This window comes from Acinetobacter lwoffii (genome assembly GCF_024129855.1).
GTDB lineage: Bacteria > Pseudomonadota > Gammaproteobacteria > Pseudomonadales > Moraxellaceae > Acinetobacter > Acinetobacter lwoffii_L.
The window spans coordinates 64,755-89,415 of sequence record NZ_JAMXXC010000003.1 but is presented as its reverse complement, the minus strand read 5'-3'; the positions used below and the strand labels follow the sequence as shown (position 1 = coordinate 89,415).

Genomic DNA, 24,661 nt, shown 5'->3' with positions numbered 1-24,661 from the left:
ATACTACCTCCTAGTTAAACCATGATTCGCGCGCTTTCATAATGAGTTGACCTGCTTTCTCAGCACCCAAACCTTCAATATCTTCGATATCGTCAGTCGCCTGATCTGCTAAATCATCCACTGTTACCACACCACGAGCTGCTAGCGCTTGCGCGATCTCTACTGTCATGCCTTCCATTGCAACAAGTTCTTCACTTGGCGCTTGTATGTTCTCTTGCTGTTGTAATGCATCAGCAAGTGCAATTTCTTTCGCACGGCTTTGCAGTAGTTCAACCAGTTCCGCATCTAGTTCGATTTCATCAAACGTTTCTGCAGGGACATAAGCAATTTCTTCAAGCGAGGTGAAGCCCATTTCTACCAATGCCATCGCCAAATCTTCCGCGATATCCAGACGGGTAACAAACATGTCTAAATATTGTTGCGCTTCGTTTTGTTGACGGGCGTAGTATTCCTCTTCCAGCATCATGTCCAGCTTGTAGCCAGTCAATTCAGATGCCAGACGAACGTTCTGACCTTGTGAACCAATCGCACGTGCCAACTGATCGCTGGTTGCGAAAATGATGTCTGCAGTACGTGCATCTTCATCAATGACAATACTCGATACATCTGCTGGTTCCAATGCACTTGCGATATATTGCGCAGGATCATCCGACCAAACTACCACATCAATACGCTCGCCATTGAGCTCTTGCTGTACAGCCTGAATACGAGTACCACGCATACCAATACAAGCACCCACCGGGTCAATACGGTGGTCATTAGTTTTCACTGCAATTTTAGCACGAACACCTGGTTGGCGAGCCGCCGCTTTAATTTCAATGATTTCTTCAGAAATCTCAGGGATTTCTTTCTTCATCAATGCAATCAGCATATCCGGTTTAGCACGTGACAGTTGTAACTGCGCCCCACGACCTTCACGGTTGACATTGAATAGAATCGCATTCACGCGTTGCTTCGGACGAAGGATTTCTTTCGGAATCATTTCTTCACGAGCAAGATATGCTTCAGCATTGTCACCTAGGTCAATGATAAAGCCGTCTTTGGTTTGTTTTTTCACTTCACCGTAGATCAGCTCGCCGACTTTCGATTCGTAAGCATCGGCTACAAGTGCACGTTCTGCTTCACGGATCTTCTGTACGATCACTTGCTTGGCAATTTGCGCTGCAATACGACCGAAGTCAATCGATTCCACTTCAAGCTCACGAATGTCGCCAATCGACCATTTTGCCGGATCGACATCAGAGATGGCATCCTGACAAGCTGGCATTTCATGGTCTTCGTCTGCAACCACTTCCCACTGACGGAAAGTACGATAGTCACCTGTTTTACGATCGATTTCCACACGTAAACGTGCTTCTTCCGAATGTGTTCCTTCGTAGAATTTTTTCTTTGTCGCAGCAACTAAAGCTTGCTCAAGCGCTTCAAAGATCGCTTCACGAGGTACACCTTTTTCGTTACTAACCGTTTCAACGACGGTCAGAATTTCACGTGCCATACGTCACCTATTCGTTAAATTTTTATTTATTAAATTAATCTTGGAAGACCAAATTTGCTTTATCGATATTGTGACTGTCGATCTCCAATACCTGTTGCTTTTCTACTTCAACCTGAATCATTTCATTTTCAAGATCGACAGCAACCAGTTTGGCCTGGAATTTACGACGGTTATCTACCGCACTGATCAAACGTAGTGCTACGGTATGACCGATATAGCCTGACATCTGCTCGAGCTGGAAGAATGGACGGTCCCAGCCTGGCGAAGATACTTCAAGTGAATATTCACCCGAGATCGGATCATGAACATCCAGCATTGCGCCCACTTGCTGCGTGACACGCACACAATCCTGAACGCCAATACCACGCCCCTGCTCTTCTTCACCATCTTCATTGATTGCTGGTGCAACGCTCTCATCGACTGGCTTGTCGATGTAGATACGTAATAACGAACATTTACCCTGTGGCAGGAATTCAATCCCCCAAAGGTTTACATTACAGGCTTCAACTGCTGGTGCAATCAAGTCCTGAAGTGCTTGAGTTTTATTTGATAGCTTCATTTACTCTCGTCATCTGGTGCGATTTTATGATCTATTTGACCACTACAAACCAATACAAACTATAGTAGTAGTGAAACATGGAGATTTGACCAAATAATGTCGACACTACACGATAGCCAATAAAAAAGGGCGTAAATCGCCCCAATTAATGCACAATTTAAGATTTTTTCAAATCCCACTGTGCAAAAAGGCCCACCTTGTTGTGAGCCTCTTTTTAGAAACTTGGTAGCGGGAGCTGGATTTGAACCAACGACCTTCGGGTTATGAGCCCGACGAGCTACCAGACTGCTCCATCCCGCATCAACGTGCAAAAATTATATACAAAAGATGAGAACTTTTCAATCAAAACCACATCATTCTGCATATTTGTCATCTGTCACTGAAAAATTGGTAGTGGGAGCCGGATGTAAACCAACAACCTTCGCCAGTTTATAGAGGGTTGAGCCCGACAGGCCATCAACTAGATCTATAAATAACACTTACCAAACCATTTAAAATGGTAGCGGGAGCTGGATTTGAACCAACGACCTTCGGGTTATGAGCCCGACGAGCTACCAGACTGCTCCATCCCGCATCAGCGTACAAATAACATTTCAGTTTAAAAGACTTAAACTGCTTTTAAAGTTTGCATCTTTAAAAGATTGGTAGCGGGAGCTGGATTTGAACCAACGACCTTCGGGTTATGAGCCCGACGAGCTACCAGACTGCTCCATCCCGCAACAACATGCAAATTAAATTTCTCAGCTTAATACTGGTTTAAGCTGCCTCTTGAAAGTTTGCGTCTTCTAAAAGGATTGATTGGTAGCGGGAGCTGGATTTGAACCAACGACCTTCGGGTTATGAGCCCGACGAGCTACCAGACTGCTCCATCCCGCATCAACAGAAGTTTTTTCAGCTGCATACACCAACTTAAATTTCTGGATTATAAGTTGGTGCGGAAGGGGGGACTTGAACCCCCACGCCCGAAAGCACTACCACCTCAAGGTAGCGTGTCTACCAATTCCACCACCACCGCAGCTGTGACGCATTCTAGTCGTATCACTGAAAAAAAGAAAGGATTAATTAAAACTATTCGGTCGTTTCTGGTGCAGTTGGTGAAGTTTCATTCGATTGTACAGGTGTGGTCGGCGCAGACTGAACCGATCCCAAACTATAGGCATTCGAGGTTTGTTGCTTGGCTAAAATCGCCAAAGTCAGACTGGTTACGAAAAACAGTGCAGTAAAAATTGCAGTCAAACGGGTCATGAAATTACCCGAACCCGATGCTCCAAATACTGTCGCTGCACCACCACCGCCGAAAGAGGCACCAGCATCTGCACCTTTACCATGCTGAACCAAAATCAAGACAATCATCAAAACAGCTAAGATAATATGTACTACCAGCACAAAAGTTTGCATGCTGAACTCCTAATTATTGTGTATTTGCAAATGCATGAGCAATTTTATGGAACGACTCAGCATTGAGTGATGCACCACCGACCAATGCCCCATTGATATCTGGGCAGGCTGCTAACTCTACTGCATTTTCCGGCTTAACACTACCACCATATAGAATCGCCATACTCTCGCCATAGCCCGTAATCTGGCTTAAACCTTGACGGATTTGTGCATGCATGGCCTGTGCATCTTCAGGAGAAGCTGTTTTACCGGTTCCAATTGCCCAGATCGGTTCATAAGCAATCACGATATTTTTCCATTGCTCTGATTCAACCACAGCAGCGATATCACAAATTTGTTGCAATACTACAGTTTCTGCCTGCCCTGCTTCACGTTGTTCCAGACTTTCACCGACACAATAAATTACCGTCAAACCAGCACTTAAAGCATTTTTGATTTTAGCATTTAAAATATCAGTATTTTCCGCAAATATTTCACGGCGCTCAGAATGACCTACCAGTACATACTGGATTTGGCTGTCTGCGAGTAATTCAGCACTGACTTCACCGGTATAGGCACCCGTTCCTGAAATACGTGAAACATCTTGTGCTACAGTATAAATCGGACGAACCGCAGATGACAGCTCTGCCTGAATCTGACTTAAGGCAATGGCAATCGGTGCCACACCTAAATAACATTGATCTTCGGCAATTGGCGCAGTTTCCAGCAAATTCTTAATACCACGCACCAAGCTCAATGCCTCTGCCTGCACCGGATTCATTTTCCAGTTACCTATCACCCAAGGGGTAATCGTCGAAACCGACATAATTAACCTATTTCATTTACATATTTTGAATTGGGCACATTCTACACGGAATTGGAAAATTAAAAGAATAGTTTTCTTATCACTCATTCTCGGTTTAGACTATCCAAAATGGTTATTTTTTGTTATCACTTAAAAAAATGTGGACTTCTTCTAACCAGTTCATGCTTTTACTGGAGATGAGGAAGCTAGCAGCACTCTTGGCTATGGTATTTTTACGTAACAAACGTATAATTTTAGTATAGCAATTAAAAGAATTTGATGAGTAGGCATTTATAGCATGACAGCATTACAGGGGTCGCCAAGATTTACCGGATTTATTCGTCGTTTGGTCGAGGAAGGCCTCATCTCGGCTGAAGATATGCGCAGTGCGTTGGCGCATGCCAAACAAGAAAAAGTCGATATTGTGGCTGAGTTAATTAACCAGCAGCAGCTTTCTCCGACCATCATTGCTGAAACGATTTCAGTTGAATTTGGCGAACCGCTGTTTGATATCAGTGCCTATGATCCTGCCCAAATTTTGCGGGATGCGATTGATGAAAAGCTGATTACCAAGTATCGCATCCTGCCGATTTTTAAAAATTCCAGTATTTTATATGTTGCGACCAGCAACCCGACCAATATCGAAGCGATCGATGCAGTCCGTTTTTCGACTAAACTCAATATTGAAACCATTATTGTTGAACACAATAAACTTGAAAAACTGATCGAGCAGAATTTTACTGAAGAAAGCACGTTTGAGTTTGATGAAGAATTTGATCTGGATGTTGATGTCGAATCTGCTGATCCGAATAAAGAAGAGGATGACAGTAACAAGGGTGAAGAAGCACCGATTGTCAAATATATTAATAAATTGCTGATTGATGCGATCCGTATGGGCGCTTCAGATCTACACTTTGAACCTTATGAAAAAATCTATCGGGTACGTTACCGGGTCGATGGTGTTCTACGTCAGATTGCAACCCCGCCCTTACAGCTGGCAAACCGCTTGTCTTCACGTCTTAAGGTTATGTCGCAAATGGACATTTCAGAAAAACGGGTACCGCAAGATGGTCGAATCAAACTAAAATTATCCAAAAACAAAGCCATTGACTTCCGTGTCAACTCTCTCCCTACCCTGTTTGGCGAGAAGCTGGTACTGCGTATTCTGGATCCATCCAGCGCGATGCTGGGGATTGATGCCCTAGGTTATGAACCAGAACAAAAAGAGTTGTTTATGCAGGCACTGGACAAACCGCAAGGGATGCTGCTGATCACCGGCCCGACCGGTTCCGGTAAAACCGTTTCACTGTATACTGGTCTGAATATACTCAATCGTGAAGATACTAATATCTCAACGGCGGAAGATCCGGTCGAGATTAACTTGCAAGGCATTAATCAGGTCAACGTCAATAATAAGGTCGGACTGACCTTCTCTGCCGCCCTAAAGTCCTTCTTACGTCAAGACCCGGATATCGTGATGGTCGGTGAGATCCGGGATCTGGAAACTGCCGAGATTGCGATTAAAGCGGCGCAGACTGGTCATATGGTGATGTCGACGCTGCATACCAATAGTGCGCCTGAGACTTTGACCCGTTTACGCAATATGGGGGTGCCTTCTTTCAATATTGCCACTTCAGTCAACCTGGTCATTGCACAACGGTTGGCGCGTCGTTTGTGTTCACAATGTAAAAAACCTGCCGATATTCCGAAACAAAGCTTACTGGAGATGGGTTTTACCGAAACCGACTTGCAGCAACCTGAGTTCCAAATTTATGAACCGGTGGGCTGCAATGAATGTCGCGAAGGATATAAGGGTCGTGTGGGTATTTATGAAGTTATGAAAGTAACACCCGAAATTTCCAGAATTATTATGGAGGACGGCAATGCACTTGAAATTGCCGATGCTTCCGCACGCGCAGGTTTTAACAATTTACGCCGATCAGGTTTAATCAAGGTGATGCAGGGGGTGACTTCTTTACAGGAAGTCAATCGTGTCACCAGCGAATGATCAGGCGCTGATCTAAAATAAGGATAAAGGTATGGCAGCAGTAAAGAAAGGCCAGATGATGCCGATCTTCAGCTATGAAGGAATTGATCGTAAAGGGGCAAAGATCAAGGGGGAATTGCCAGCAAAAAATATGGCTCTGGCCAAGGTCACCCTTCGGAAACAAGGCATCAGCATCAAGACCATTCGGGAAAAGAAAAAAAATATCCTTGAAGGCTTGATGAAGAAAAAAGTCTCAACACTGGATATTACAATTTTTACCCGACAGTTGGCGACCATGATGAAAGCCGGGGTACCACTGGTACAAGGCTTTGAGATTGTCGCAGAAGGTCTGGAAAATCCATCCATGCGTGAAGTTGTACTGGGAATTAAAGGTGAAGTCGAGGGGGGTAACACTTTCGCTGGAGCACTGCGTAAATATCCACAGTATTTTGATAATTTATTTTGCTCTTTAGTTGAATCAGGCGAGCAGTCGGGTGCTCTTGAAACTATGCTCGATCGTGTAGCAATTTATAAAGAAAAAAGCGAACTGCTCAAGCAAAAAATCAAAAAAGCTATGAAATACCCTATATCAGTCATAGTGGTAGCTATTGCTGTTACTATCATCTTAATGGTTAAGGTTGTTCCTGTATTCCAAGAACTATTTCAAGGCTTTGGTGCTGATCTTCCCGCCTTTACACAACTGGTTGTCAACATGTCTAACTGGTTCCAGCAATACTGGTTCCTATTAATTATTGGTATCGGGATAGCGATTACAGCATTTTTAGAAGCCAAAAAACGCAGTAAAAAATTCCGTGATTTTCTGGATAAAGCAGCGCTCAAGGCACCGATTTTCGGGGATCTAGTGTATAAGGCGATTATTGCCCGTTATAGTCGCACTCTGGCCACGACTTTCGCAGCCGGGGTACCCTTGATTGATGCACTAGAATCTACTGCCGGCGCCACCAATAATGTAGTCTATGAAAATGCTGTGATGAAAATCCGTGAAGATGTCGCTACTGGTCAACAGCTACAGTTTGCCATGCGGGTCACCAACAAGTTTCCTTCCATGGCCATCCAAATGGTCGCAATTGGTGAAGAATCAGGTGCATTAGATGCCATGCTGGATAAAGTTGCTACCCATTATGAAAATGAAGTTGATAATGCAGTAGATGGCTTAACCTCGATGATGGAACCATTGATTATGGCTGTTCTAGGTGTTCTTGTCGGTGGTCTGGTGATTGCCATGTATCTTCCAATCTTCCAAATGGGTTCAGTCGTTGGCTAATCAGCAGGTTAAATATCTTGTTCAGTAATATTATTTCTTATTTTATTCAAAACCCAACGGCGTTGTATATCGCAGTTGGGCTTTTTAGTTTATGTATCGGCAGCTTTCTAAATGTAGTGATTTACCGTACGCCCAAGATGATGGAACAGGAATGGCGTACCGATTGCCAGATGTTTTTGCATCCGGAACAGCCGGTGATTGATGAAGCGAAATTAAGTTTAAGCAAACCCGCTTCGACTTGCCCTAAATGTCATCAGCCAATCCGCTGGTACCAGAATATTCCAGTTATCAGCTGGCTGGTCTTGCGCGGCAAGTGCGGCAACTGCCAGAATCCCATCAGTATCCGTTATCCATTTGTTGAAATTCTGACGGCAGTTTGTGCACTGCTTGTCGTCGCAGTATTTGGCCCGACAATGCAAATGCTGTTTGGACTGATCCTGACTTATGTGCTGATTGCCCTAACCTTTATTGATTTTGATACCCAGTTATTACCGGACCGTTATACCCTGCCCCTGGCTGCACTAGGTCTGGGCGTAAATAGTTATGCACTCTATACCTCCCCAAGCTCTGCCATCTGGGGCTACATCATTGGCTTTTTATGTTTATGGATAGTGTATTACCTGTTTAAAATCATCACCGGTAAAGAAGGTATGGGCTATGGCGATTTTAAACTGCTTGCGGCTTTGGGCGCCTGGATGGGTCCATTATTATTGCCTTTAATTGTGCTGCTGTCTTCCCTGGTAGGTGCGATTATTGGCATCATTCTGCTAAAAGTTCGCAAGGAAAATCAGCCTTTTGCTTTTGGTCCTTATATTGCGATTGCCGGCTGGATTGCTTTTCTTTGGGGTGAACAAATTATGAAAGTGTATTTAGGTCAATAAATTGAAATTTGTACTCGGTTTAACTGGTGGGATTGGCAGTGGCAAGTCTGCTGCCAGTCACTGGTTTGAAGCACAAGGGATCACGGTAGTCGATGCCGATGTGGTAGCACGTGAAGTGGTCGAACTTGGGCAGCCTGCACTTACCCAGATTCAGCAGGCTTTTGGCGATTGGGTACTGCTTGCCGATGGCTCACTGAATCGGCGTGCCTTGCGTGAATATATCTTCCAATCTCCTGAAGCACGCAAGACCCTGGAAAGTATTACCCATCCGGCAATTCGCACTTCCATTATCCAGCAACTACATGCTGCGCAAAGTCCCTATGCCATTCTGGTTTCACCACTTTTATTTGAAACCAATCAGCACGAACTCACCCAGCATACCTTACTGATTGACGCCACCATCGAACTGCAAATTGAGCGGGCCTCACAACGTGACGGCCAGAATATCGAACAAATTCGCAATATCATTGCTGCCCAAATGTCCCGCGAACAAAAGCAGACCATGGCCGATAATATTGTCCTAAATGATGGTCATCTGGATCATCTCTATGCCCATCTCAGACTATTACATCAAAAATATTTAAACATGGCAGCCAGCTGAAGCATAAAAAAACAGTCTGATTAAGACTGTTTTTTTTGTTCTGCTAATTTTCGGCTTAGACTGTCCTGATGCTGTAACCAGCGCCACGGCTGTAAGGCCCCGACTGCCATACCCATCAGGCCACACACCATGGCCAGACTTAAAGTTTCATTTAATAAAGGTACAGCCAGAATTGCCGCAATAAAAGGTGCAAGATTGGTAATACTGCCTGCCTTAAATGCACCAAGACGCTTGATGGCTTCTACATAACTTAAAGTAGCAATAATCACCACAAATATGCCGTGAAAAATGGTCTGAAACAGTAAATGCTCGGGTTCAGGCACACTCAGGTTTTTCGGTAAAAATAGCAGATAAATCGGCACATAAACCACTGCCGACCAGATCGCGACACCACACATTGCCTGCCATGCAGTTAGCTGATATTTACGCAATAAAACGGTAAAAATCGCCCAAAGTATAGCACTAATAAAAAACAGCCCGTCTCCTGCTCCAAAGGCCACACCAGTTTCCCTATACATCAGCATAGTCATGAGACATAGTACTACGATCATAATGATCAGGCTGGCCCAGGTATGTTTATCAAAAGCCTGCCCCATCAGAAAAAAAGCCATAATCGCGGTACAGATTGGAATACAGCCATTCAAGAAAATTGCAGCATGGGCGGTAGGTGCGTAGTGAAAAGCGCTATAGGCAAACAGGCAGTAAATCACCCCACCAATCATCGCTAAAATAAAAGGCTCTTTTTTCAGTAAAAAAGCGGCCTCTTTACGATAGAGCAAGATCGGCATCAGAATCAGGAAGGCCAGAGAAAAACGCAAGGCCACAATATCCCAGGCACTGATCTGCCAAAGTGCATTCAGGCGAGCCGTTAAGGTAAAACCGCCCCAGATGCACATGGTAACAACTAAAAAAACATAGCCTTGGGTACGGTCTGACAATGCCATCATCAATTAAAGGTTACGCTGACGGCAGGCTTCATACAGTGCCATACCTGTAGCCACACTGACATTCAGACTTTGCAGATTACCTGCCATCGGGATATACACGGTCTGATCACATTGGCTTTGGGTAATTGGACGTAGGCCGGTATCTTCCGCACCCATCACCACACAAACTCCGGTACCGGTAAAATCAAAATTCTGAATCGGCAGCGCTTTTTCATCCAGCATGGTACCAACCACACGAACATTAAAATCTTCTTTGATTTGACCCAAAGTACGCGCCAGATTGGTCACCTGAATGAATTTGACTTTGTCCGCACCACCAGCAGCCACTTTACGTGCTGTCGGGGTTAAAGTTGCAGAACGATCACGTGGCGCAATCACTGCCTCAACGCCCATTGCAGCGGCTGTACGGATACAGGCACCGAGATTGTGCGGATCGGTAATATGATCAAGAGCCAATAACAATGCTTGAGGATTCGCACTCAATAATGACTCAAGATCTTTTTCATTCAGGGTCGGATGTGCACGTACCGCAGCGACCACACCTTGGTGAAACGGTTGCCCGGCCAGTTTCTCCAGTTTGTCACGGCTGGCTTGCTGCACACTGATCCCAAACGGTTCAGCCAGTTCCAGTACACGCTTTAAACGCTGATCATCGCGTCCTTTGAGAGTGAATAATGTCAAGACACGTTCAGGCTCAAGCTCTAACAATGACTCCACTGAATGTACGCCATAAAAATATTCAGGTTTTGCCATGAACGACCTCTAGATTAGTTATATACAAAAGAAAAATCCCGTAAAGCTGACTTCACAGGATTTCTATAGCTGATTAGTTTAACCGATTCGCACTGAAATTTCTTGCCCGGTTTGCACTGATCTTGAATCTGGACTTAACCTTCAAAATGGCAGACATAGTCCAGCACATCATCGGTTTCGATTTTAAAACGGCTATTGCCCGGCACATAGAAAGACTGCCCCGCACGGAACAGCTCACTTTGTTCGCTATCGCCAATCTGAACACGGCATTCACCTGAAACAATTTCCATGCGCTCAGGAACATGTGTTTCAAAGGTCAAGGCATTTTCTGATGGCAGAATAACCCCCAACGTTTTCTTGGTCCCATCTTCAAATTGTACAATGTGACTAATACACAACCCGCCGAAATATACATTAGATTTTTTAAGTACCGATACATGATCAAACTGAGCTGACATGCGATTTCTCCAGATAAAGCATTTTGTAATATTTTGATTGCTGTAGTTTAAATGTGCACCCTCAACTAATCAATCGAAGTTTATCGACGCCGATAAAATATTCTGTATCGCTGAATCCCTTCTATTTGTAGGATGTTTTGGCCTGTATTTTGCTGGTAGATGAGCTTCAGTTTCGATTTGTGCATTCTCTTTTGAAATAAGCTGAATTGAGTCATTAATTTAAAGATTGGGGATGTCAAAAATATGAAAATCAGCAGTGAATTAACGGACTTCTGAGACAGCTTCTTGCGAAAATACAGTGAAATAAGCATATATGAATCGTTAAAATTTAAGATAGAATGAAATTGATTCGTCCTGATTTATAATAATCACAGCCATGTTGTGACCCCAATCCAACATCAGGCTATTTCAATCAAACTTTTCGCAGCCCGGATGCGTTTATGCTGACACATTTAACTCTGATCAATTTTGCTTTAGCCGAGCATCTTGCTATTGATATTGATAAAGGTTTTAACGTTTTAACCGGTGAAACCGGTGCAGGTAAATCCCTGTTACTGGATGCATTGTCTGCCTGTCTGGGTGAGCGAACCGATACCAATTATGTGCGTTATGGTACGGAAAAGGCGGATGTCACCGCCAGCTTCAGCTATCAGGAACACAGTCCTGAAGCAGCCTGGTTGAAAGAGCATGAGCTGGATGATGAATCAGGTGAAATTCATTTACGACGGGTGATTTTTGCCACCGGCCGTAGTAAGGCCTGGATCAATGGACGTCCGAGCAGCCTGTCTGAACTGAAAGAAATTGGGCGTTTACTAGTACAACTCTATAGCCAGCATAGTCAGCAACAATTATTAGAACCACCTTATCCGAAGCACTGGCTGGATCGTTATTATCATTTTTATGCGCCGGCTCAAGCAGTACGTGATGCGTATAGCACTTGGCAGAAAAATATTCGTCAGCATCAGGCAGCGCTAGATGCACAAGCGACCCGTAAGCAACGCATGGAAACCTTGGAACTGCAGCTAGAAGAACTGGAAGAAATTGTTCAGACGGATTATCAGGAGATTGAACAGGAATTTGACCGGCTTTCCCATCATGAAGCGATCATGCAGGACTGTGTCTATAGCCTGAATAGTCTGGATGAAGGCGAACAGAATATTTCCCAAGAACTGGCTTCCATTCTACGTCGCATGGAATCACATGCCGGTCGTAGCGAACAGCTTTCCGGAATTTACACCTCCCTGCTGAATGCCCAAAGCGAACTTGAAGATGCAGCAGCGAATTTACGCCAGTTTATGGATCGGCAGAGTTTTGATCCGGAACGCATGGAAGTACTAAATTCGACTTTAGAAATCTTCCATCGTCTGGCACGTAAATATCGTACCCAGCCAGAATTACTCAAAGAAGAATATGAAGCCTGGCAAACCGAATTAGAACAGCTGCATCAACTGGAAGATCCGGAAACACTGGCTGAACAGGTCGCGGTTTCTTATCAGGAGTTTCTGGATAAAGCCCAACATCTGGATCAGATTCGCCGTGAAGCCGCAGCACCGTTGGCCAAGCAGCTCACTGAGCAGGTCAAACAACTGGCATTGCCTGAAGCACATTTTGAGTTCAAGTTTGAGCCTTTGGAGCATCCCTCTAGTGAAGGTCTCAGCTTTATTCAATTGCTGTTTACTGCCAATAAAGGCATTCCGGCACAGCCTTTGGCCCGGGTTGCATCAGGCGGTGAACTCTCGCGTATTGCGCTAGTGATGCAAGTCATGAATGCGGAAAAAACCGAAGCTGAAGTGCTGGTCTTTGATGAAATTGATGTCGGGATTAGTGGTGGTACCGCAGAGATTGTCGGGCGTTTACTGGCCGATCTGGCCCAGCATGTACAGATTCTGTGTATTACCCATCAGGCACAAGTGGCAGCACAATCTGATCAGCATCTACTGGTAAAAAAACAGCAGACTGATCCTGCCAGCAGCACAATCATTGACCTTGAGGAAAATGAAATTATTCAGGAGCTTGCAAGAATGACAGGCGGTGTAGAGATTAGTGAAACCACCTTGCAACATGCCCGCCAGTTACGTCAGCTGAAATTTCAGCAGGCTTGAGCTACTTGTAAAGCGACACATAAAAAATCCCTGCATTTAGGTCAGAGATTTTTTATGTGTTAAAAATCATTCGAACTAATATTAACTTACCATTTTACAGGTTGATCGCTTGAACCTGGCGTCATTTCATAGCCCGGTGATGAATCATAAGATTGACCAGTCTGAGACTGTACAGGCTGTAATTTTAAGCCCTGTAAAATTTCCGGGTTTAAGCCCTGAGCAATTTTATCCGCCGTACTGTCATTTAAACTATTGGTCAGAATATTCTGTGTCATTAAATTAGACAGAGTTCGATTGAAAGTGCCCGCTGCTACCACTTTACTGGTATTGGCTTCAATGACACGCCAGCTTAAACGCACTTGTTCAGCGCCGGCATTCAAACCATACATTTGCTGATGGCTGGCACTAGACAGATCATTAATTCGTCCCACCAGTAAATAGTCTGCTCCAACTTTCTGACCGATACGCGCCAGCTCATGCGGTGCACCATCCCAATACAGGAATGCATTTTCAGACTGCATTTCATCCAGATAATGACGATCTACCACACTCAACTGTCCGCTTTGAGCCAGATAATTTCCTAAAGTATCGGATAATTCCTGACTAAACTCATAGGCAGATGTGTCATTGGCCAGTCGGTTATTTTTCTCGGCCATCTGGAATGGCAATACTGCAATCCTGCGCAAATGCTGGTCTTGTACAGTCGATTCAAACTTCACCACATGTGCGCGAACTTTGGCACGGTAATTATTTTTTGCACCCGTCACACTCAGCACCTGAAACTTGGTCACTGAACCTGAACCTTGATTTGCCACACTAAAAACTGGTGAAACTTTACCGTTATAACTCCAGCCCTGATTATTCACCGATACAGAAACAGTCTCTTCATAATTCATTTGGGAAGAAACTGAAGCACCATTTACCGATTGCACAGCAATTAATAAGGCTTCAGAAATCGCCTGGTGTTGAGTTGGACCACTTCCACTGGCTTCTTTAACCACTTCTTTAATGGCTGCAAAGGCCGGAGCGCTCAACAATCCAGACAACAGGCCTGCAAGTAATATTTTTTTCATATTATATTCTTCTACAGTCACTGTGCCAAAAGCACAGTGACCTTCATTGAAATTACAGACCAAAAGTCGAGCGTTTGCCTGCCTTACGGATTTCTTTCTCGCCAGTCCACTCTACGATACCAGTTTGCAGGTTTTGCAATTTAAAAGTGAACTTGTAATACACATCACTCTTGCCACCGGCATTCTTCACAATACTCGACAAGTTGCCATTTAGCATAAATTCGGCACCAATATGACCACCGGCACGTACTGCTGTTGACTGGTTCACCATACCGCTTTGCTTTTGATAAGCTAGCTGCTGTGCCAACGCATTCACCGATTTCATATCAACAAAACGAAATTTTCCAGAATTGATTAGTTTGTTCTGAATACTGTCAGTAATCGATTCGGTATCGATATGTTCCTGGGTTTTGTTATGAATCCGATCAAGGACAATGACCGGACGGCGGTTTTGGGTCATTTGCACCACTGGCGGGAACATCAACATGTCATCCACCATTTTGGCTGCAATCATTTGCAAGTCAGTTGAACCAAAGTCTGTGGTTAAGGTTTCGACTGCTTGGGCATCACCATAACTTACTGAACCAGTAGAGGCACAGCCACTAAGCAGTGTCGTAGTTGCCAATGCGGCGAAAATCAATTTTGCGTTCATTTCAAGTCTCTCTTATTTTTTCAAATACACAACAACATCAACAGCAGATGGATTTGGCGCCAAGGACTGCACACCTTTGGTTTCACGTCCGGTTAACTGGATCGGCTTCCAGATGGCACCTTCAGGATTAACTTCCACACCTTGTGCATCCACCCAAACAATCTTGTAGCTAAAATCTTTATTGTTAAAACGGCGGTTTTTGATCGCGATTGAAGCACGCTTTAAATCACCAACCAAGCTCATATTCACACGTTCCACAAAGACTTCCGTAGTTAATACCGGATTATTGGTAATGGTGCGGATACTCATTTCATTATTGGCATTGGTTTGGGTAGATAAGGCATTCGGTGCGGTACAACCCACCATGAACAGCGCCCCTAAACCAAGTACAGCAAAGCTAAATTGACGTTTCATATTGTTCCCTTATTTATGATTAATGTGGAATGGTGCTTACACTAGCCGTAATTTTGTCATTAACATGATGGGCATAGACAAACACTGTTTGATTGGCTTTCACATCTAGGGTGACCGGAGAGCTAGATACACTCCCGCTAGAAAGTTGTAAATTATGTTTGCCCGGCGTTAAATTTAAGCGCGCAATCTGAGCATTACTCGGCAAGGTACTCCAGCCACGCAAGTCAGCACGCTCAGTCGCCATATTTAAGACGTTACCGGCAAGTTGACCAAACACACCAAACTGGTTACCAAGTTCTTTTTGTGCGGCATATTTTGCAGTGGCGCGCAGCACCTGACTGCTCACATTCGCCATAATTTTTTCTTTGAGGTCCTTGACGGCCAAAGCACCAATATCACTAATCACATAACTGTCTTGTAAAGCTTTATTATTGACTTTCACTTTCAGGCTAGTTGGTATCACATAGGTACTTGGTTCATAGGTCGCAAAAGCAATATTGATTAAACCGCCCGGTGTAGGGACATCAATTTTATTTTCCACCTTTTGCGGTACAATTCCCTGTTCGATAAATACAATCACCGGAACACTACCCTTCTTATGCTGTGTGACCAGTTGATCCAGACGTTTCACGTCTTCGAAAATTTGCTTATCTGGTTGTAACTCATAAGCTTTCTTATAATCAACCAAGGCATCATTGTATTCACCCAAGGTTTCCCATAAATTGGCTGCCATATAAAAAGCGTAGGCATTCTGATAGCTGTTCTTAATCTTGCCGGCTATGGGGTCCAGACCGACAAAAGCTTCATCCAGCACACTTAGATTCTTCTCTGCTTCCGTGTTTTTAGCTACTTTGTCTTTTTTCTTTTCTAGTTCTTTTTGGTGCAACAATTCGATTTCACGCTGGAGGCCCTGAGCCACGCGCATTTCTACCGCAGCAGCTTCCAGATCCTTTAAGAAAATATAGTTTTTAGCTTGGGAAATATGCGCCAGCACCTGCTCATGTGCTGGTACCAGATAAGGCACTACAGAGTCATTGCTGACCATGGCAAGAGCCTTAAACCCCATTCGGGACACACTAATTTTGGCCCGATTTTTTTGTTTTTCTAACAGCGTAAAGGCTTGCTTATAATAATCTCGGCTTTCTTCATATTGATGGTTAACTTGTAATAAGCGGGCTTGTTCAAGTAAATATAAAACTCCATCCTTTGAATCAGCTTTGTCCTTAAACTGAGTAATGAGGTTTTCAGATAAAGCGCTATTCAAATGACTACGGAAAAAACTACCTTCTTCATTATAACTACTAAATACTGCTGCCTGTGAAGTGACCGACACAGAAAATAGCGCAGAAATTAAAGTCCCTTTTAAAATATGATGCATAACAACCCCATTAAAAAAATAAATTAAAGATGAAAATTTCTGCATTCTACAAACAAAGCAATATGGTTTCAATGTGTATATTTTGTATAATAATTGAAATATTCTGTACAATATATCGCAAATTTATTACATAAATAAACAAATATTATAGTTTGTTATGTAATATTGACCATTTTTTAATCACTAGAAACTATGTATCGAAATATAGTTAGAGCTTAATTAATGAGCTGAGATTATAATAACTTGCCTTTAGTTTTCAGATAAATTCTATTTAAAAGCAAGAAACTATATATAGTCTACTTTTAACCATGAATGATCTATTGTTATTATTTATCATTCCACTACAATATATTTAATATTTTTTATTAAAATTTAAGTAAGTTTTTACTCGGTTTATCTGGCTGTTTTAGCATAAATAAAAAACGCTTAAAACTACCTCCCATCATTTAAATAAAATCACTGAAGGTCTTTTTAAAAGGAATTTTAAAACCGGCCTTAACCTGTTCATGCCTGATTTACCCCATATCCAAGTTGTCAGCCTAAGCATTTTATGGGATAACTAGCAGGAAGAAAGCCGCTGTTTGAGTGATTACAATTAGGCCCGTAGGCCATGCTTCACTTTTTCAGACTGCATAGCATACTGACTTTGGGAGAACTGCTCAGGTGACCAAACAGTTTCTGACACATCGTTGTCTGATTGCACCGCCGCATGCGAATGATGATTTTTTTGCCCAGACGGTCATTTATCTCGCTCGTCATGATGAAGATGGTGCCCAAGGCATCATTATCAATCGACCTGCCGGCATTCAAATTAAAGAATTGCTGAATGATCTTGATATTGAAGCAGACAATGTTAATCCGCATGAGGTATTGCAAGGCGGTCCTTTACGTCCTGAGGCCGGTTTTGTCTTGCATACCGGTCAGCCGACCTGGCATTCCTCCATCGCCGTGGGTGAAAATGTCTGCATTACCACCTCCAAAGATATTCTGGATGCGATTGCGCATAATGAAGGTGTCGGGCGCTATCAGATTGCCCTCGGTTATGCCAGCTGGGGCAAGCATCAGCTGGAACAGGAAATTGCCCGTGGTGACTGGCTGATATGCGATTCTGATATGGATCTGATTTTTAACTTACCTTATAACGACCGTTGGGACGCTGCCTATAGAAAAATGGGCGTAGACCGCAACTGGTTATCTTCCGAGATTGGACATGCCTGATGTAAACGCGCCACAAACCATTATGGCGTTTGATTTTGGTACACAAAAAATGGGAATGTCGGTTGGACAATCCCTGATTGCAAGTACCAATCCCCTACCCTTATTTCCCATGAAAGATGGTATTCCCAACTGGGATGAATTGCTCAAAATCGTGAAAAGCCATCAACCGAATTTATTTCTGGTCGGTTTGCCATTGAATATGGATGATAGTGAATCGGAGCTGTCGACACGGGCGCGAAAATTTGCCCGCCGTTTACGTCATCAGACCAATATTGAAACCTGGATGGTAGATGAACGTTTGACCACCCGTGAAGCACGCGATGAACTGGGGCATTATCAGGCTCAAGGTCGTGGCAAGAAAATCTCTGCCGACAGCATTGCGGCTGCATTGTTGATTGAAAGCTGGTATCGCCATCCAGCTGGGATCACGCCTTAATCTGTTTTGAAAATTTTTTAAATCAGCATCCTTCAGGGTGCTTTTTTATGCTCCAAAATGCTTCTTAAGGATAAAAATAACGAAAGGTCAGGTTAATTCGTGGTGTTAAAACTTTGCTGGTTTTGCTGATACTGTGCTTCCAGTGTTGCTGTGTCGCACCTCGCATCACAATCAACTGCCCACTATGTAAAAGTACATCGACTTTCTCATTGTGGGTTTTATGCTTAAAGCTCATTTTGCGGGTGGCTCCCAGACTCAGAGAAGCGATGACATTTTCCCGAGAAGTACCTGTATATAAAGCCGGCTCATCATCACTATGCCAACCCAAGCCTTGCGAACCATCTTCATACAAATTGGCCAGACAGGAATTAAAGGGATGACCGACCAGAATTTCAATATGCTGCTTTAAACGGAATAATCCGGGTGTCCATACCTGAGCTTGTTTAAGCGTACCAGAATAACGATACTGATAATGTTCATCGCCATACCAGACCACCTGGCGACCTGTGACATGGTGCTTGCCAAATAAATGCACTTCATCATGTTGCCAGGCCAGCTGACTGAGAAAATGCTGTAGATACTGCTGGCTTTGTTCCTGATCCAAAATCAGGCCATAATCTTCTACTACCCCATCAAAAGGTAATACATTGGCTTGCGGCTGGGGTGCAAATAAATCGAGCGTCATATCAATCAGATCCAGTATCCACATGAAAATACTGACATTCGACCTAAAGGATTACAACTGCTCTTCACAAATGACTACAACATTTATGCTTGTGGCTTGCCTAATTCCTGCCTAGACTGAATTCAACTTTCACAATAAAAATAATCCTTTTATGAACTTATGGCAGCTGTTTCAGAAACTTCGTCCCTTTGTTCAGCCTTACCGGTTGCTGGTGATTGCCACGCTGATTCTGACCCTGATCGGTTCATTCACCGCACAGGTCAATGCCATTACCTTGCAATATGCAGTCGACAGCATCAATTCGTTACTCGAAGCCGGTCAAGGACTGGAACAAGGCTGGCATATTCTGATCACGATTTCGGCAATTTTGCTCGGCAAAGAAATTATTAATGCCTTTGTTCAGTTCGGGCAGAAGTTCTATGGAGAGAAACTGCGGATTTTTGTCTCTCAGGATCTGGCCCAGGGGATTATTGAAAAGTTTTTAAAATATCGTCTGGAATTTTTTAATCAGGAAAATAATCAGGCCGGTAAATTACAGACCCGGATTGACCGTGGTATTGGCTCACTGACCCGTCTGGTACAGATCTTTTTCATTGATATTTTACCGTTATTTACCAGTGCTATTGTGGCTTTGGGGTTGATGTACTATGCCAATGTCTATGTCGGTCTGGTTGCAACTGCCATTGTCCCGATCTATTTCTGGTTGACCTATAAACAGGCGCAAAAGCTGGGGGGCTGGCGCCGCAGTCTTCGCGATGGTCGGGAGAAAAAGAGTCAGGGCATTCTCAGCATCATCAACTCGATTACTGTGATCAAATCCTTTAACCGCGAGTCGATTGAATCGGAAAAGCAGTTGGGATTACAGCGTGAATTGACCAACAATCAGATGAAAACCCGCCAGACCAGTTTCCTGTTTGATGGCCTGAAAACTTTTCTGGAACAGATCGGGATTGTACTCATCATTATTCTAACCTCCTACTTTGTGCTGGATGGCCAGATGAGTATTGGCATGATCATGTTTCATGTGTTGCTGTTTAATAATGTCTCTGCCCCAATCCGATCCCTGCACCGGATTTATGATGAAGTAAATGACGCCATGATCTATTCAGAAAGCTTTTTCAAGATTCTGGAAGCAGATGATGAAATTGAACAAAGCGGTCAGCAGAAACCGATTGTCCAAGGAAAATTTGAACTGAGTGGCGTGAATTTTTATTATCCAAACGGCCACCATGCCCTGAAAGATATTGATATGGAAATTCGTCCCAATAAAATTACCGCCTTGGTGGGCTTATCGGGTGCCGGAAAATCCACCCTGATCAGTTTGCTGGATAAATTTTATGAACCACAGCAAGGCCAGATCAAACTGGATGGCATTGACCTGAAAGATTATGACACCCAATATCTACGCGATCATATTGGTCTGGTCTTACAAAAAAACCATATTTTTCAGGGCACCATCTTTGACAATATCCGTTACGGCAAAACTACTGCCTCAATGGAAGATGTAATTGAGGCGGCAGAAAAAGCCTCGATTCATGAGCAGATTTTACAGTTACCGGATGGCTATGACAGCGATGCCTTGATGCTGTCTGGCGGCCAGCAGCAACGGATTGCCTTGGCACGGATGTTCCTGAAAAATCCACCGATCATTTTTCTGGATGAACCGACGGCGAGTCTGGATGCAATTGCCACGGAACAGATCAAACAAAGTCTGGACCAGATCAAGCAAGGCCGTACCGTGATCATCATTTCGCATAGCCTGTCGCAGATTATTGATGCGGATTATACCTATGTAATGAAAGAAGGAACGATTGCCGAACATGGTGAACACGACCAGCTTTATCATCAGCAAGGCGTATATAAGGAAATCTTTGATGCGATGGCCAAAAGCCTGAATATTGAAAAAATTGCCAAAACTTTTGAAGATGATGCTGAGGAAGAAACTCATAGTTAGCTTTTCTATCCCAATAAAAAACCTCCGAGCTGGAGGTTTTTTTATTTAAGTCTGGAACGTTTAACGCTGAACTTTTTGTTCAATTTCTTCAACGCTGGTATGACGCACATCAAAACCTTTGACCATATAGATCACCTGTTCCGAAATATTCCGGGCATGATCGCCAATTCTTTCTAGCGAACGGAGCACCCATAATACATTGATGACACGACTGATATGCCGCGGATCTTCAATCATATAAGTCATAAGCGTACGTGTGGCTGATTGATACTCACGGTCAATATCCGCATCTGCCAACATGACCTTCAAAGCTTGATCTACATCCAGACGCGCAAAAGCATCCAGTGCATCATGAATCATCACCCGCACCTGGTTGCCAATATGCCGGGTTTCCATATAACCGCGCGGTGAGCCGCCCTCTTCACATAAGCTTTGTGCAATTCGGCCTATTTTCGAGGCTTCATCGCCAATCCGTTCCAGATCGGTATTGGCCTTGGACATGGCAAGCACCATACGTAAATCAATCGCGGCAGGATGACGGCGCGCCAGAATCAGGGTCAGCGCTTCATCAATATCTCGTTCCATCTGATTGACGACATTATCTTGAAACTGCACATCTACTGCCATTGAGACATCTGTGTCCAATAGGGCATGAATGGCATTAGCTACCTGCTGTTCTACCAGTCCGCCCATCGTCATGAATTTGGTATTTACGTCCTGCAGTTCTTCATTAAATTGCGAAGAAATGTGATGGCTTAATACAGGATTATTTGGACACAAGGAAAGCTACTCCTGAACGATAGAGGACAATGATCAATAATAAATCATATTAAAGCATATCTATGATGAAAGTTTGATGACAATAGTAGCCTCATAGAGGCTGAGGCGAATCATATTCAATCAGCCAGGCATTCAGCTCTGCCAGTTCCTTTTCGGTTAACTGCCCGACCGAGGCCTGCAATTGCAGCACATGCAACAGATAATCATATTTGGCATTCAAATAATCGGTCTTGGCAGAAAAGGCATTACGCTGTGCCAGCAACACATCGACCATGGTTTTTAAGCCTTCCTGATATTGGGCTCTGGACGCTTGTGAGACAATTTCCGAAGAGTCCATCGCGGCTTTACGTGCATTCAGTTTGGCCTGATCGGTTTCTACCTGCATAAAGGACTGTTTCACATCGGTATTGGCTTTACGGATGGCTGCATCCAGTTGCGCTTCACTTTTTTGCACATTGACACCGGCCTGACGGATACTTTTTTGTGTGCGTCCGCCGCTAAATACATTCCAGTTCACTTCCACCCCAATCTGGTCGAAATCTCCATTGCTGGACATGATCGTGGCTGGACTTTGTTTTAAATAGCCATAGGTTCCGACCGCTTCGACCTGCGGATAGAGCGCAGCCTGCTCGACCCGTTTGGCATCTTCAGAATAGCGCTTTTGCAGACGCGCTTGCAGAATATTCAGATTCTGGCTTTGTGCTAATTCAGTCCAGGACTGCATATCACTTGGAACCGGTTTCTGAAACTGAAAATCGTTGCGTAATACCGCCAGATTTTCCTGATAAGGACCGATTAACTGTGCCAGCTGTTCTTGGGCCAGTACCAGCTGAACTTGAGTCGAAATCCGGTTGGCTTGGGCACTTTGATACTGGGCATTGGCTTCACTGACCTCACTACGCGCCACCAAACCTTCTTTCAGCTTAGCATTCATCATGCGTAACTGTTCAGACAGCGCCTGCTCTTCCTGTAAATAAGCCGTAGTCAAAGACTGCTGCCGCAAGACATTAAAATAGGCTTCGGCCACCTGTAAAATATGCTGCTGTTTTTGCAGACGCAGATTGACTTCACTGAGTTCGACCGAGGTCTTGACCTGCTTATAACCTTGCCAGGCATCCCAGCGAAATAAAGGTTGGCGTGCGGTTAAGGCCACCTGACGGCTGGTTGTACTGGAACTTTGCAACTCACCAAATTCAGCAGGCAAACCTTCAGGCTGTAAGTTGTTGACGGACTGGTTTTTACGGGTCACATTTCCAGACAAAGTCACGGTCGGCAGCAAATTGCCGCTGGCAATCCCCAGATTGAGCTGATCAGCCTGATACTGCAACACATTCGCCTGCCAGTTCGGATCATTTTGCTGGGCGCGCGCATACGCTTCTTTTAAGTCCAAGGCAAAAATCGCCGGACTAATTAATAGCAATAAACCGGCCATGACACTGAGTTTTAATTTCATTTTATAGTGTTCACCCCTAACAGCCATTCAGATTAAAAAATTCTGGCACTTTAAGCTCAGCCATACTAAAGAGATCTCTTGAATTTTTACGTATGATTTTTATTAATTTTTTAATATAAAGATCAGTTTTTATCCATCATTAATTCAATTTTCTGGCTCTAATACCGGCAATGTAACAAAGCAATTCACAATACTAAACATAGTATTTTAGTTTGATCTATACAATATCTCCCAGTAAGGCCGTTATTTTCTGAATTCACCTATATATACAGAGTCCTGAAGCATAGTGTTAATGCCATTCCCATCGATATTCAAAGCCTGTTTGCTTGCTGGTAGCGTGCTGCTTCTTGGGGGCTGCCAACAGCCTTCAGATCCACAGATCCAGGTCGAACAGACTGAGACGAAGCAAACGCAAAGTCCAGTCAGTGACTTTAGCCTCATGTGCCAGAATATTGAAAAAAATATGTCCCAGATTAATGACCAGCGCACGACGTTTGCGCTGGAACAAATTAATCAGGATCTTAAAGTGTGCCTACCGTTGATGGAATTGGCGGAGCAGAAGCACCTGATGCAACGCTCTACCGAAATGTATCAGCGCTTTTTAAAGGTAGATCGCACCGAATTTCAGCAACGCGCCTTTGAGCAGTATGCACTGGAAATGGCCCAGCATCCGACCATTCAGCATGCGCATTTTCAACAGCTCACCTCACGTGACCAGTATCTGTTAAAACACAAGGGGCAGGCTTATGTAGAACTGCTGGATCTGGGTGATGGCACTTTACATTATCGCCGCAGCCCGGAATATCTGGTGCGTATTTTTGCCCCTTATTTACCAGCCGCTGAAAAAGCCTTTATTGAAAATCTGGCGGAACAGAATATGGAGCCGGTGCTGACGGAAAAACGCCTGCAGATTGAAGCCGCTGATATTGCAGCCCGCAGTCTGCTTTGGGAAGACTATCTCAAGACTTATCCGAATAGTAGTTATAAACGCGATGCCGAATATCTGCTGAAGCAATACACCTATTTCCTATTTAGAGGTACCGAGCAATCGCCGGTGTCTGAAGATTATCACGATCGTTATGCCGTGGATACCAGTCATCTGGAAACCATTATCGGGCTGTCGAGTGGCCAGAAATCAACGCTGTCCACACAGGCACGCCTGTTTCTGGAATTTCTGGACATGACTCCGGAACAGCGCCAGCAAACCTTGCCTGCCGATTATAGAAACCGTTCGGAAGCAGAACAGATTCTGTACTATGCCCAGATCAGTCCGCCCTCACAAAAATACGATAAGGACTGCTTTACCGATGCCATCTGTATCTAGTTGGGATCAGTTTCACCTTCAATCAGTAGGACCATGTCTAAATC

The 24,661-nt window shown here is 44.0% G+C and carries 23 protein-coding genes and 5 tRNA genes; 9 read left to right on the top strand and 19 right to left on the bottom strand.

Annotated elements, in window-relative coordinates; genetic code table 11:
- Nucleotides 1–10 precede the first annotated feature (10 nt).
- From nusA to tpiA, 9 genes are all read right to left on the bottom strand, one after another.
- The gene (gene nusA, locus NI465_RS03950) at nt 11–1,495 is read right to left on the bottom strand and encodes a transcription termination factor NusA (RefSeq protein WP_004281105.1); all 1,485 of its coding nucleotides are present in this window, start codon (nt 1,493–1,495) and stop codon (nt 11–13) included.
- A 34-nt stretch (nt 1,496–1,529) separates the two neighbouring features.
- Nucleotides 1,530–2,054: a ribosome maturation factor RimP gene (rimP, locus tag NI465_RS03945; RefSeq protein ID WP_004281103.1), complete on the bottom strand. Its 525-nt coding sequence runs from the start codon at nt 2,052–2,054 to the stop codon at nt 1,530–1,532.
- 223 nt (nt 2,055–2,277) lie between these two features.
- Nucleotides 2,278–2,354 (bottom strand) — tRNA-Met (locus tag NI465_RS03940).
- A 197-nt stretch (nt 2,355–2,551) separates the two neighbouring features.
- A tRNA-Met gene (locus NI465_RS03935) sits at nt 2,552–2,628 on the bottom strand.
- A 68-nt stretch (nt 2,629–2,696) separates the two neighbouring features.
- Nucleotides 2,697–2,773: transfer RNA gene (locus NI465_RS03930), tRNA-Met, on the bottom strand.
- Between the two features lie 80 nt (nt 2,774–2,853).
- Nucleotides 2,854–2,930, bottom strand: a tRNA-Met gene (locus NI465_RS03925).
- 54 nt (nt 2,931–2,984) lie between these two features.
- A tRNA-Leu gene (locus tag NI465_RS03920) sits at nt 2,985–3,069 on the bottom strand.
- Nucleotides 3,070–3,122: 53 nt separating this feature from the next.
- The gene (gene secG / locus NI465_RS03915; RefSeq protein WP_004281101.1) at nt 3,123–3,452 is read right to left on the bottom strand and encodes a preprotein translocase subunit SecG; all 330 of its coding nucleotides are present in this window, start codon (nt 3,450–3,452) and stop codon (nt 3,123–3,125) included.
- 13 nt (nt 3,453–3,465) lie between these two features.
- Nucleotides 3,466–4,257 (bottom strand): triose-phosphate isomerase, encoded by a 792-nt coding sequence (gene tpiA / locus NI465_RS03910; RefSeq protein ID WP_086044368.1) that lies wholly within the window; start codon nt 4,255–4,257, stop codon nt 3,466–3,468.
- A 277-nt stretch (nt 4,258–4,534) separates the two neighbouring features.
- On the opposite strand from tpiA, the gene pilB reads away from it, so the two are divergent.
- The 4 genes from pilB to coaE are packed head-to-tail and all read left to right on the top strand — an operon-like array spanning nt 4,535 to nt 8,990.
- Nucleotides 4,535–6,244 carry a type IV-A pilus assembly ATPase PilB gene (gene pilB / locus NI465_RS03905; protein WP_180086793.1) on the top strand — a complete coding sequence of 570 codons (1,710 nt, stop codon included), beginning with the start codon at nt 4,535–4,537 and terminating at the stop codon, nt 6,242–6,244.
- A 31-nt stretch (nt 6,245–6,275) separates the two neighbouring features.
- A complete protein-coding gene (locus tag NI465_RS03900; RefSeq protein WP_253144382.1) occupies nt 6,276–7,508 on the top strand; it encodes a type II secretion system F family protein in 1,233 nt (410 codons plus the stop codon).
- Between the two features lie 17 nt (nt 7,509–7,525).
- Entirely contained in the window at nt 7,526–8,389 is an 864-nt protein-coding gene (locus NI465_RS16705; RefSeq protein WP_290446900.1) for a prepilin peptidase, read from the top strand.
- A gap of 1 nt (nt 8,390) precedes the next feature.
- Nucleotides 8,391–8,990: a dephospho-CoA kinase gene (gene coaE / locus NI465_RS03885; protein ID WP_253144380.1), complete on the top strand. Its 600-nt coding sequence runs from the start codon at nt 8,391–8,393 to the stop codon at nt 8,988–8,990.
- A 20-nt stretch (nt 8,991–9,010) separates the two neighbouring features.
- On the opposite strand, the gene NI465_RS03880 is transcribed toward coaE, so the two are convergent.
- The 3 genes from NI465_RS03880 to ppnP all read right to left on the bottom strand — a co-directional run bounded on the left by NI465_RS03880 (nt 9,011) and on the right by ppnP (nt 11,148).
- Nucleotides 9,011–9,937, bottom strand: coding sequence for a DMT family transporter (locus NI465_RS03880; RefSeq protein WP_253144378.1), 927 nt, complete (start codon nt 9,935–9,937; stop codon nt 9,011–9,013).
- A 3-nt stretch (nt 9,938–9,940) separates the two neighbouring features.
- Nucleotides 9,941–10,690: a 23S rRNA (guanosine(2251)-2'-O)-methyltransferase RlmB gene (rlmB, locus tag NI465_RS03875; RefSeq protein ID WP_005101440.1), complete on the bottom strand. Its 750-nt coding sequence runs from the start codon at nt 10,688–10,690 to the stop codon at nt 9,941–9,943.
- 134 nt (nt 10,691–10,824) lie between these two features.
- Nucleotides 10,825–11,148, bottom strand: a complete 324-nt coding sequence (gene ppnP / locus NI465_RS03870) for a pyrimidine/purine nucleoside phosphorylase (RefSeq protein ID WP_253144376.1) — start codon at nt 11,146–11,148, stop codon at nt 10,825–10,827.
- 440 nt (nt 11,149–11,588) lie between these two features.
- On the opposite strand from ppnP, the gene recN reads away from it, so the two are divergent.
- Nucleotides 11,589–13,250 carry a DNA repair protein RecN gene (gene recN / locus NI465_RS03865; RefSeq protein ID WP_005248405.1) on the top strand — a complete coding sequence of 554 codons (1,662 nt, stop codon included), beginning with the start codon at nt 11,589–11,591 and terminating at the stop codon, nt 13,248–13,250.
- Between the two features lie 86 nt (nt 13,251–13,336).
- Here the strand turns inward: recN and NI465_RS03860 are convergent, their stop codons facing one another.
- The 4 genes from NI465_RS03860 to NI465_RS03845 are packed head-to-tail and all read right to left on the bottom strand — an operon-like array spanning nt 13,337 to nt 16,767.
- Complete coding sequence (locus NI465_RS03860) at nt 13,337–14,323, bottom strand: CsgG/HfaB family protein (RefSeq protein ID WP_005108477.1); 987 nt, start codon at nt 14,321–14,323, stop codon at nt 13,337–13,339.
- 52 nt (nt 14,324–14,375) lie between these two features.
- Complete coding sequence (gene lpoB, locus NI465_RS03855) at nt 14,376–14,975, bottom strand: penicillin-binding protein activator LpoB (protein ID WP_253144373.1); 600 nt, start codon at nt 14,973–14,975, stop codon at nt 14,376–14,378.
- A 12-nt stretch (nt 14,976–14,987) separates the two neighbouring features.
- Nucleotides 14,988–15,389 carry a YcfL family putative periplasmic lipoprotein gene (locus NI465_RS03850; protein ID WP_005248406.1) on the bottom strand — a complete coding sequence of 134 codons (402 nt, stop codon included), beginning with the start codon at nt 15,387–15,389 and terminating at the stop codon, nt 14,988–14,990.
- Nucleotides 15,390–15,408: 19 nt separating this feature from the next.
- Nucleotides 15,409–16,767: a COG3014 family protein gene (locus NI465_RS03845; RefSeq protein ID WP_184412800.1), complete on the bottom strand. Its 1,359-nt coding sequence runs from the start codon at nt 16,765–16,767 to the stop codon at nt 15,409–15,411.
- A 663-nt stretch (nt 16,768–17,430) separates the two neighbouring features.
- On the opposite strand from NI465_RS03845, the gene NI465_RS03840 reads away from it, so the two are divergent.
- Together NI465_RS03840 and ruvX are read left to right on the top strand one after the other, a co-directional pair.
- Nucleotides 17,431–17,985, top strand: a complete 555-nt coding sequence (locus tag NI465_RS03840; RefSeq protein ID WP_180086785.1) for a YqgE/AlgH family protein — start codon at nt 17,431–17,433, stop codon at nt 17,983–17,985.
- On the top strand, nt 17,978–18,421 hold the full coding sequence (gene ruvX, locus NI465_RS03835) for a Holliday junction resolvase RuvX (RefSeq protein WP_180086784.1): 444 nt from the start codon (nt 17,978–17,980) through the stop codon (nt 18,419–18,421). Before NI465_RS03840 ends, ruvX begins: the two co-directional genes overlap by 8 nt.
- 64 nt (nt 18,422–18,485) lie before the next feature.
- Here ruvX and NI465_RS03830 read toward each other — a convergent pair whose 3' ends face one another.
- A complete protein-coding gene (locus NI465_RS03830; protein ID WP_180086783.1) occupies nt 18,486–19,106 on the bottom strand; it encodes an alpha-ketoglutarate-dependent dioxygenase AlkB family protein in 621 nt (206 codons plus the stop codon).
- Nucleotides 19,107–19,257: 151 nt separating this feature from the next.
- Here NI465_RS03830 and NI465_RS03825 point away from each other — a divergent pair, with 151 nt between their 5' ends.
- Nucleotides 19,258–21,060 (top strand): ABC transporter ATP-binding protein, encoded by a 1,803-nt coding sequence (locus NI465_RS03825; protein ID WP_148334354.1) that lies wholly within the window; start codon nt 19,258–19,260, stop codon nt 21,058–21,060.
- 60 nt (nt 21,061–21,120) lie between these two features.
- Here the strand turns inward: NI465_RS03825 and phoU are convergent, their stop codons facing one another.
- Together phoU and abuO are read right to left on the bottom strand one after the other, a co-directional pair.
- Entirely contained in the window at nt 21,121–21,840 is a 720-nt protein-coding gene (gene phoU, locus NI465_RS03820; protein ID WP_005108465.1) for a phosphate signaling complex protein PhoU, read from the bottom strand.
- 91 nt (nt 21,841–21,931) lie between these two features.
- Nucleotides 21,932–23,293, bottom strand: a complete 1,362-nt coding sequence (gene abuO / locus NI465_RS03815; RefSeq protein ID WP_253144372.1) for a multidrug efflux outer membrane protein AbuO — start codon at nt 23,291–23,293, stop codon at nt 21,932–21,934.
- A 292-nt stretch (nt 23,294–23,585) separates the two neighbouring features.
- Here abuO and NI465_RS03810 point away from each other — a divergent pair, with 292 nt between their 5' ends.
- Entirely contained in the window at nt 23,586–24,617 is a 1,032-nt protein-coding gene (locus NI465_RS03810; RefSeq protein WP_148334357.1) for a hypothetical protein, read from the top strand.
- Nucleotides 24,618–24,661 lie beyond the last annotated feature (44 nt).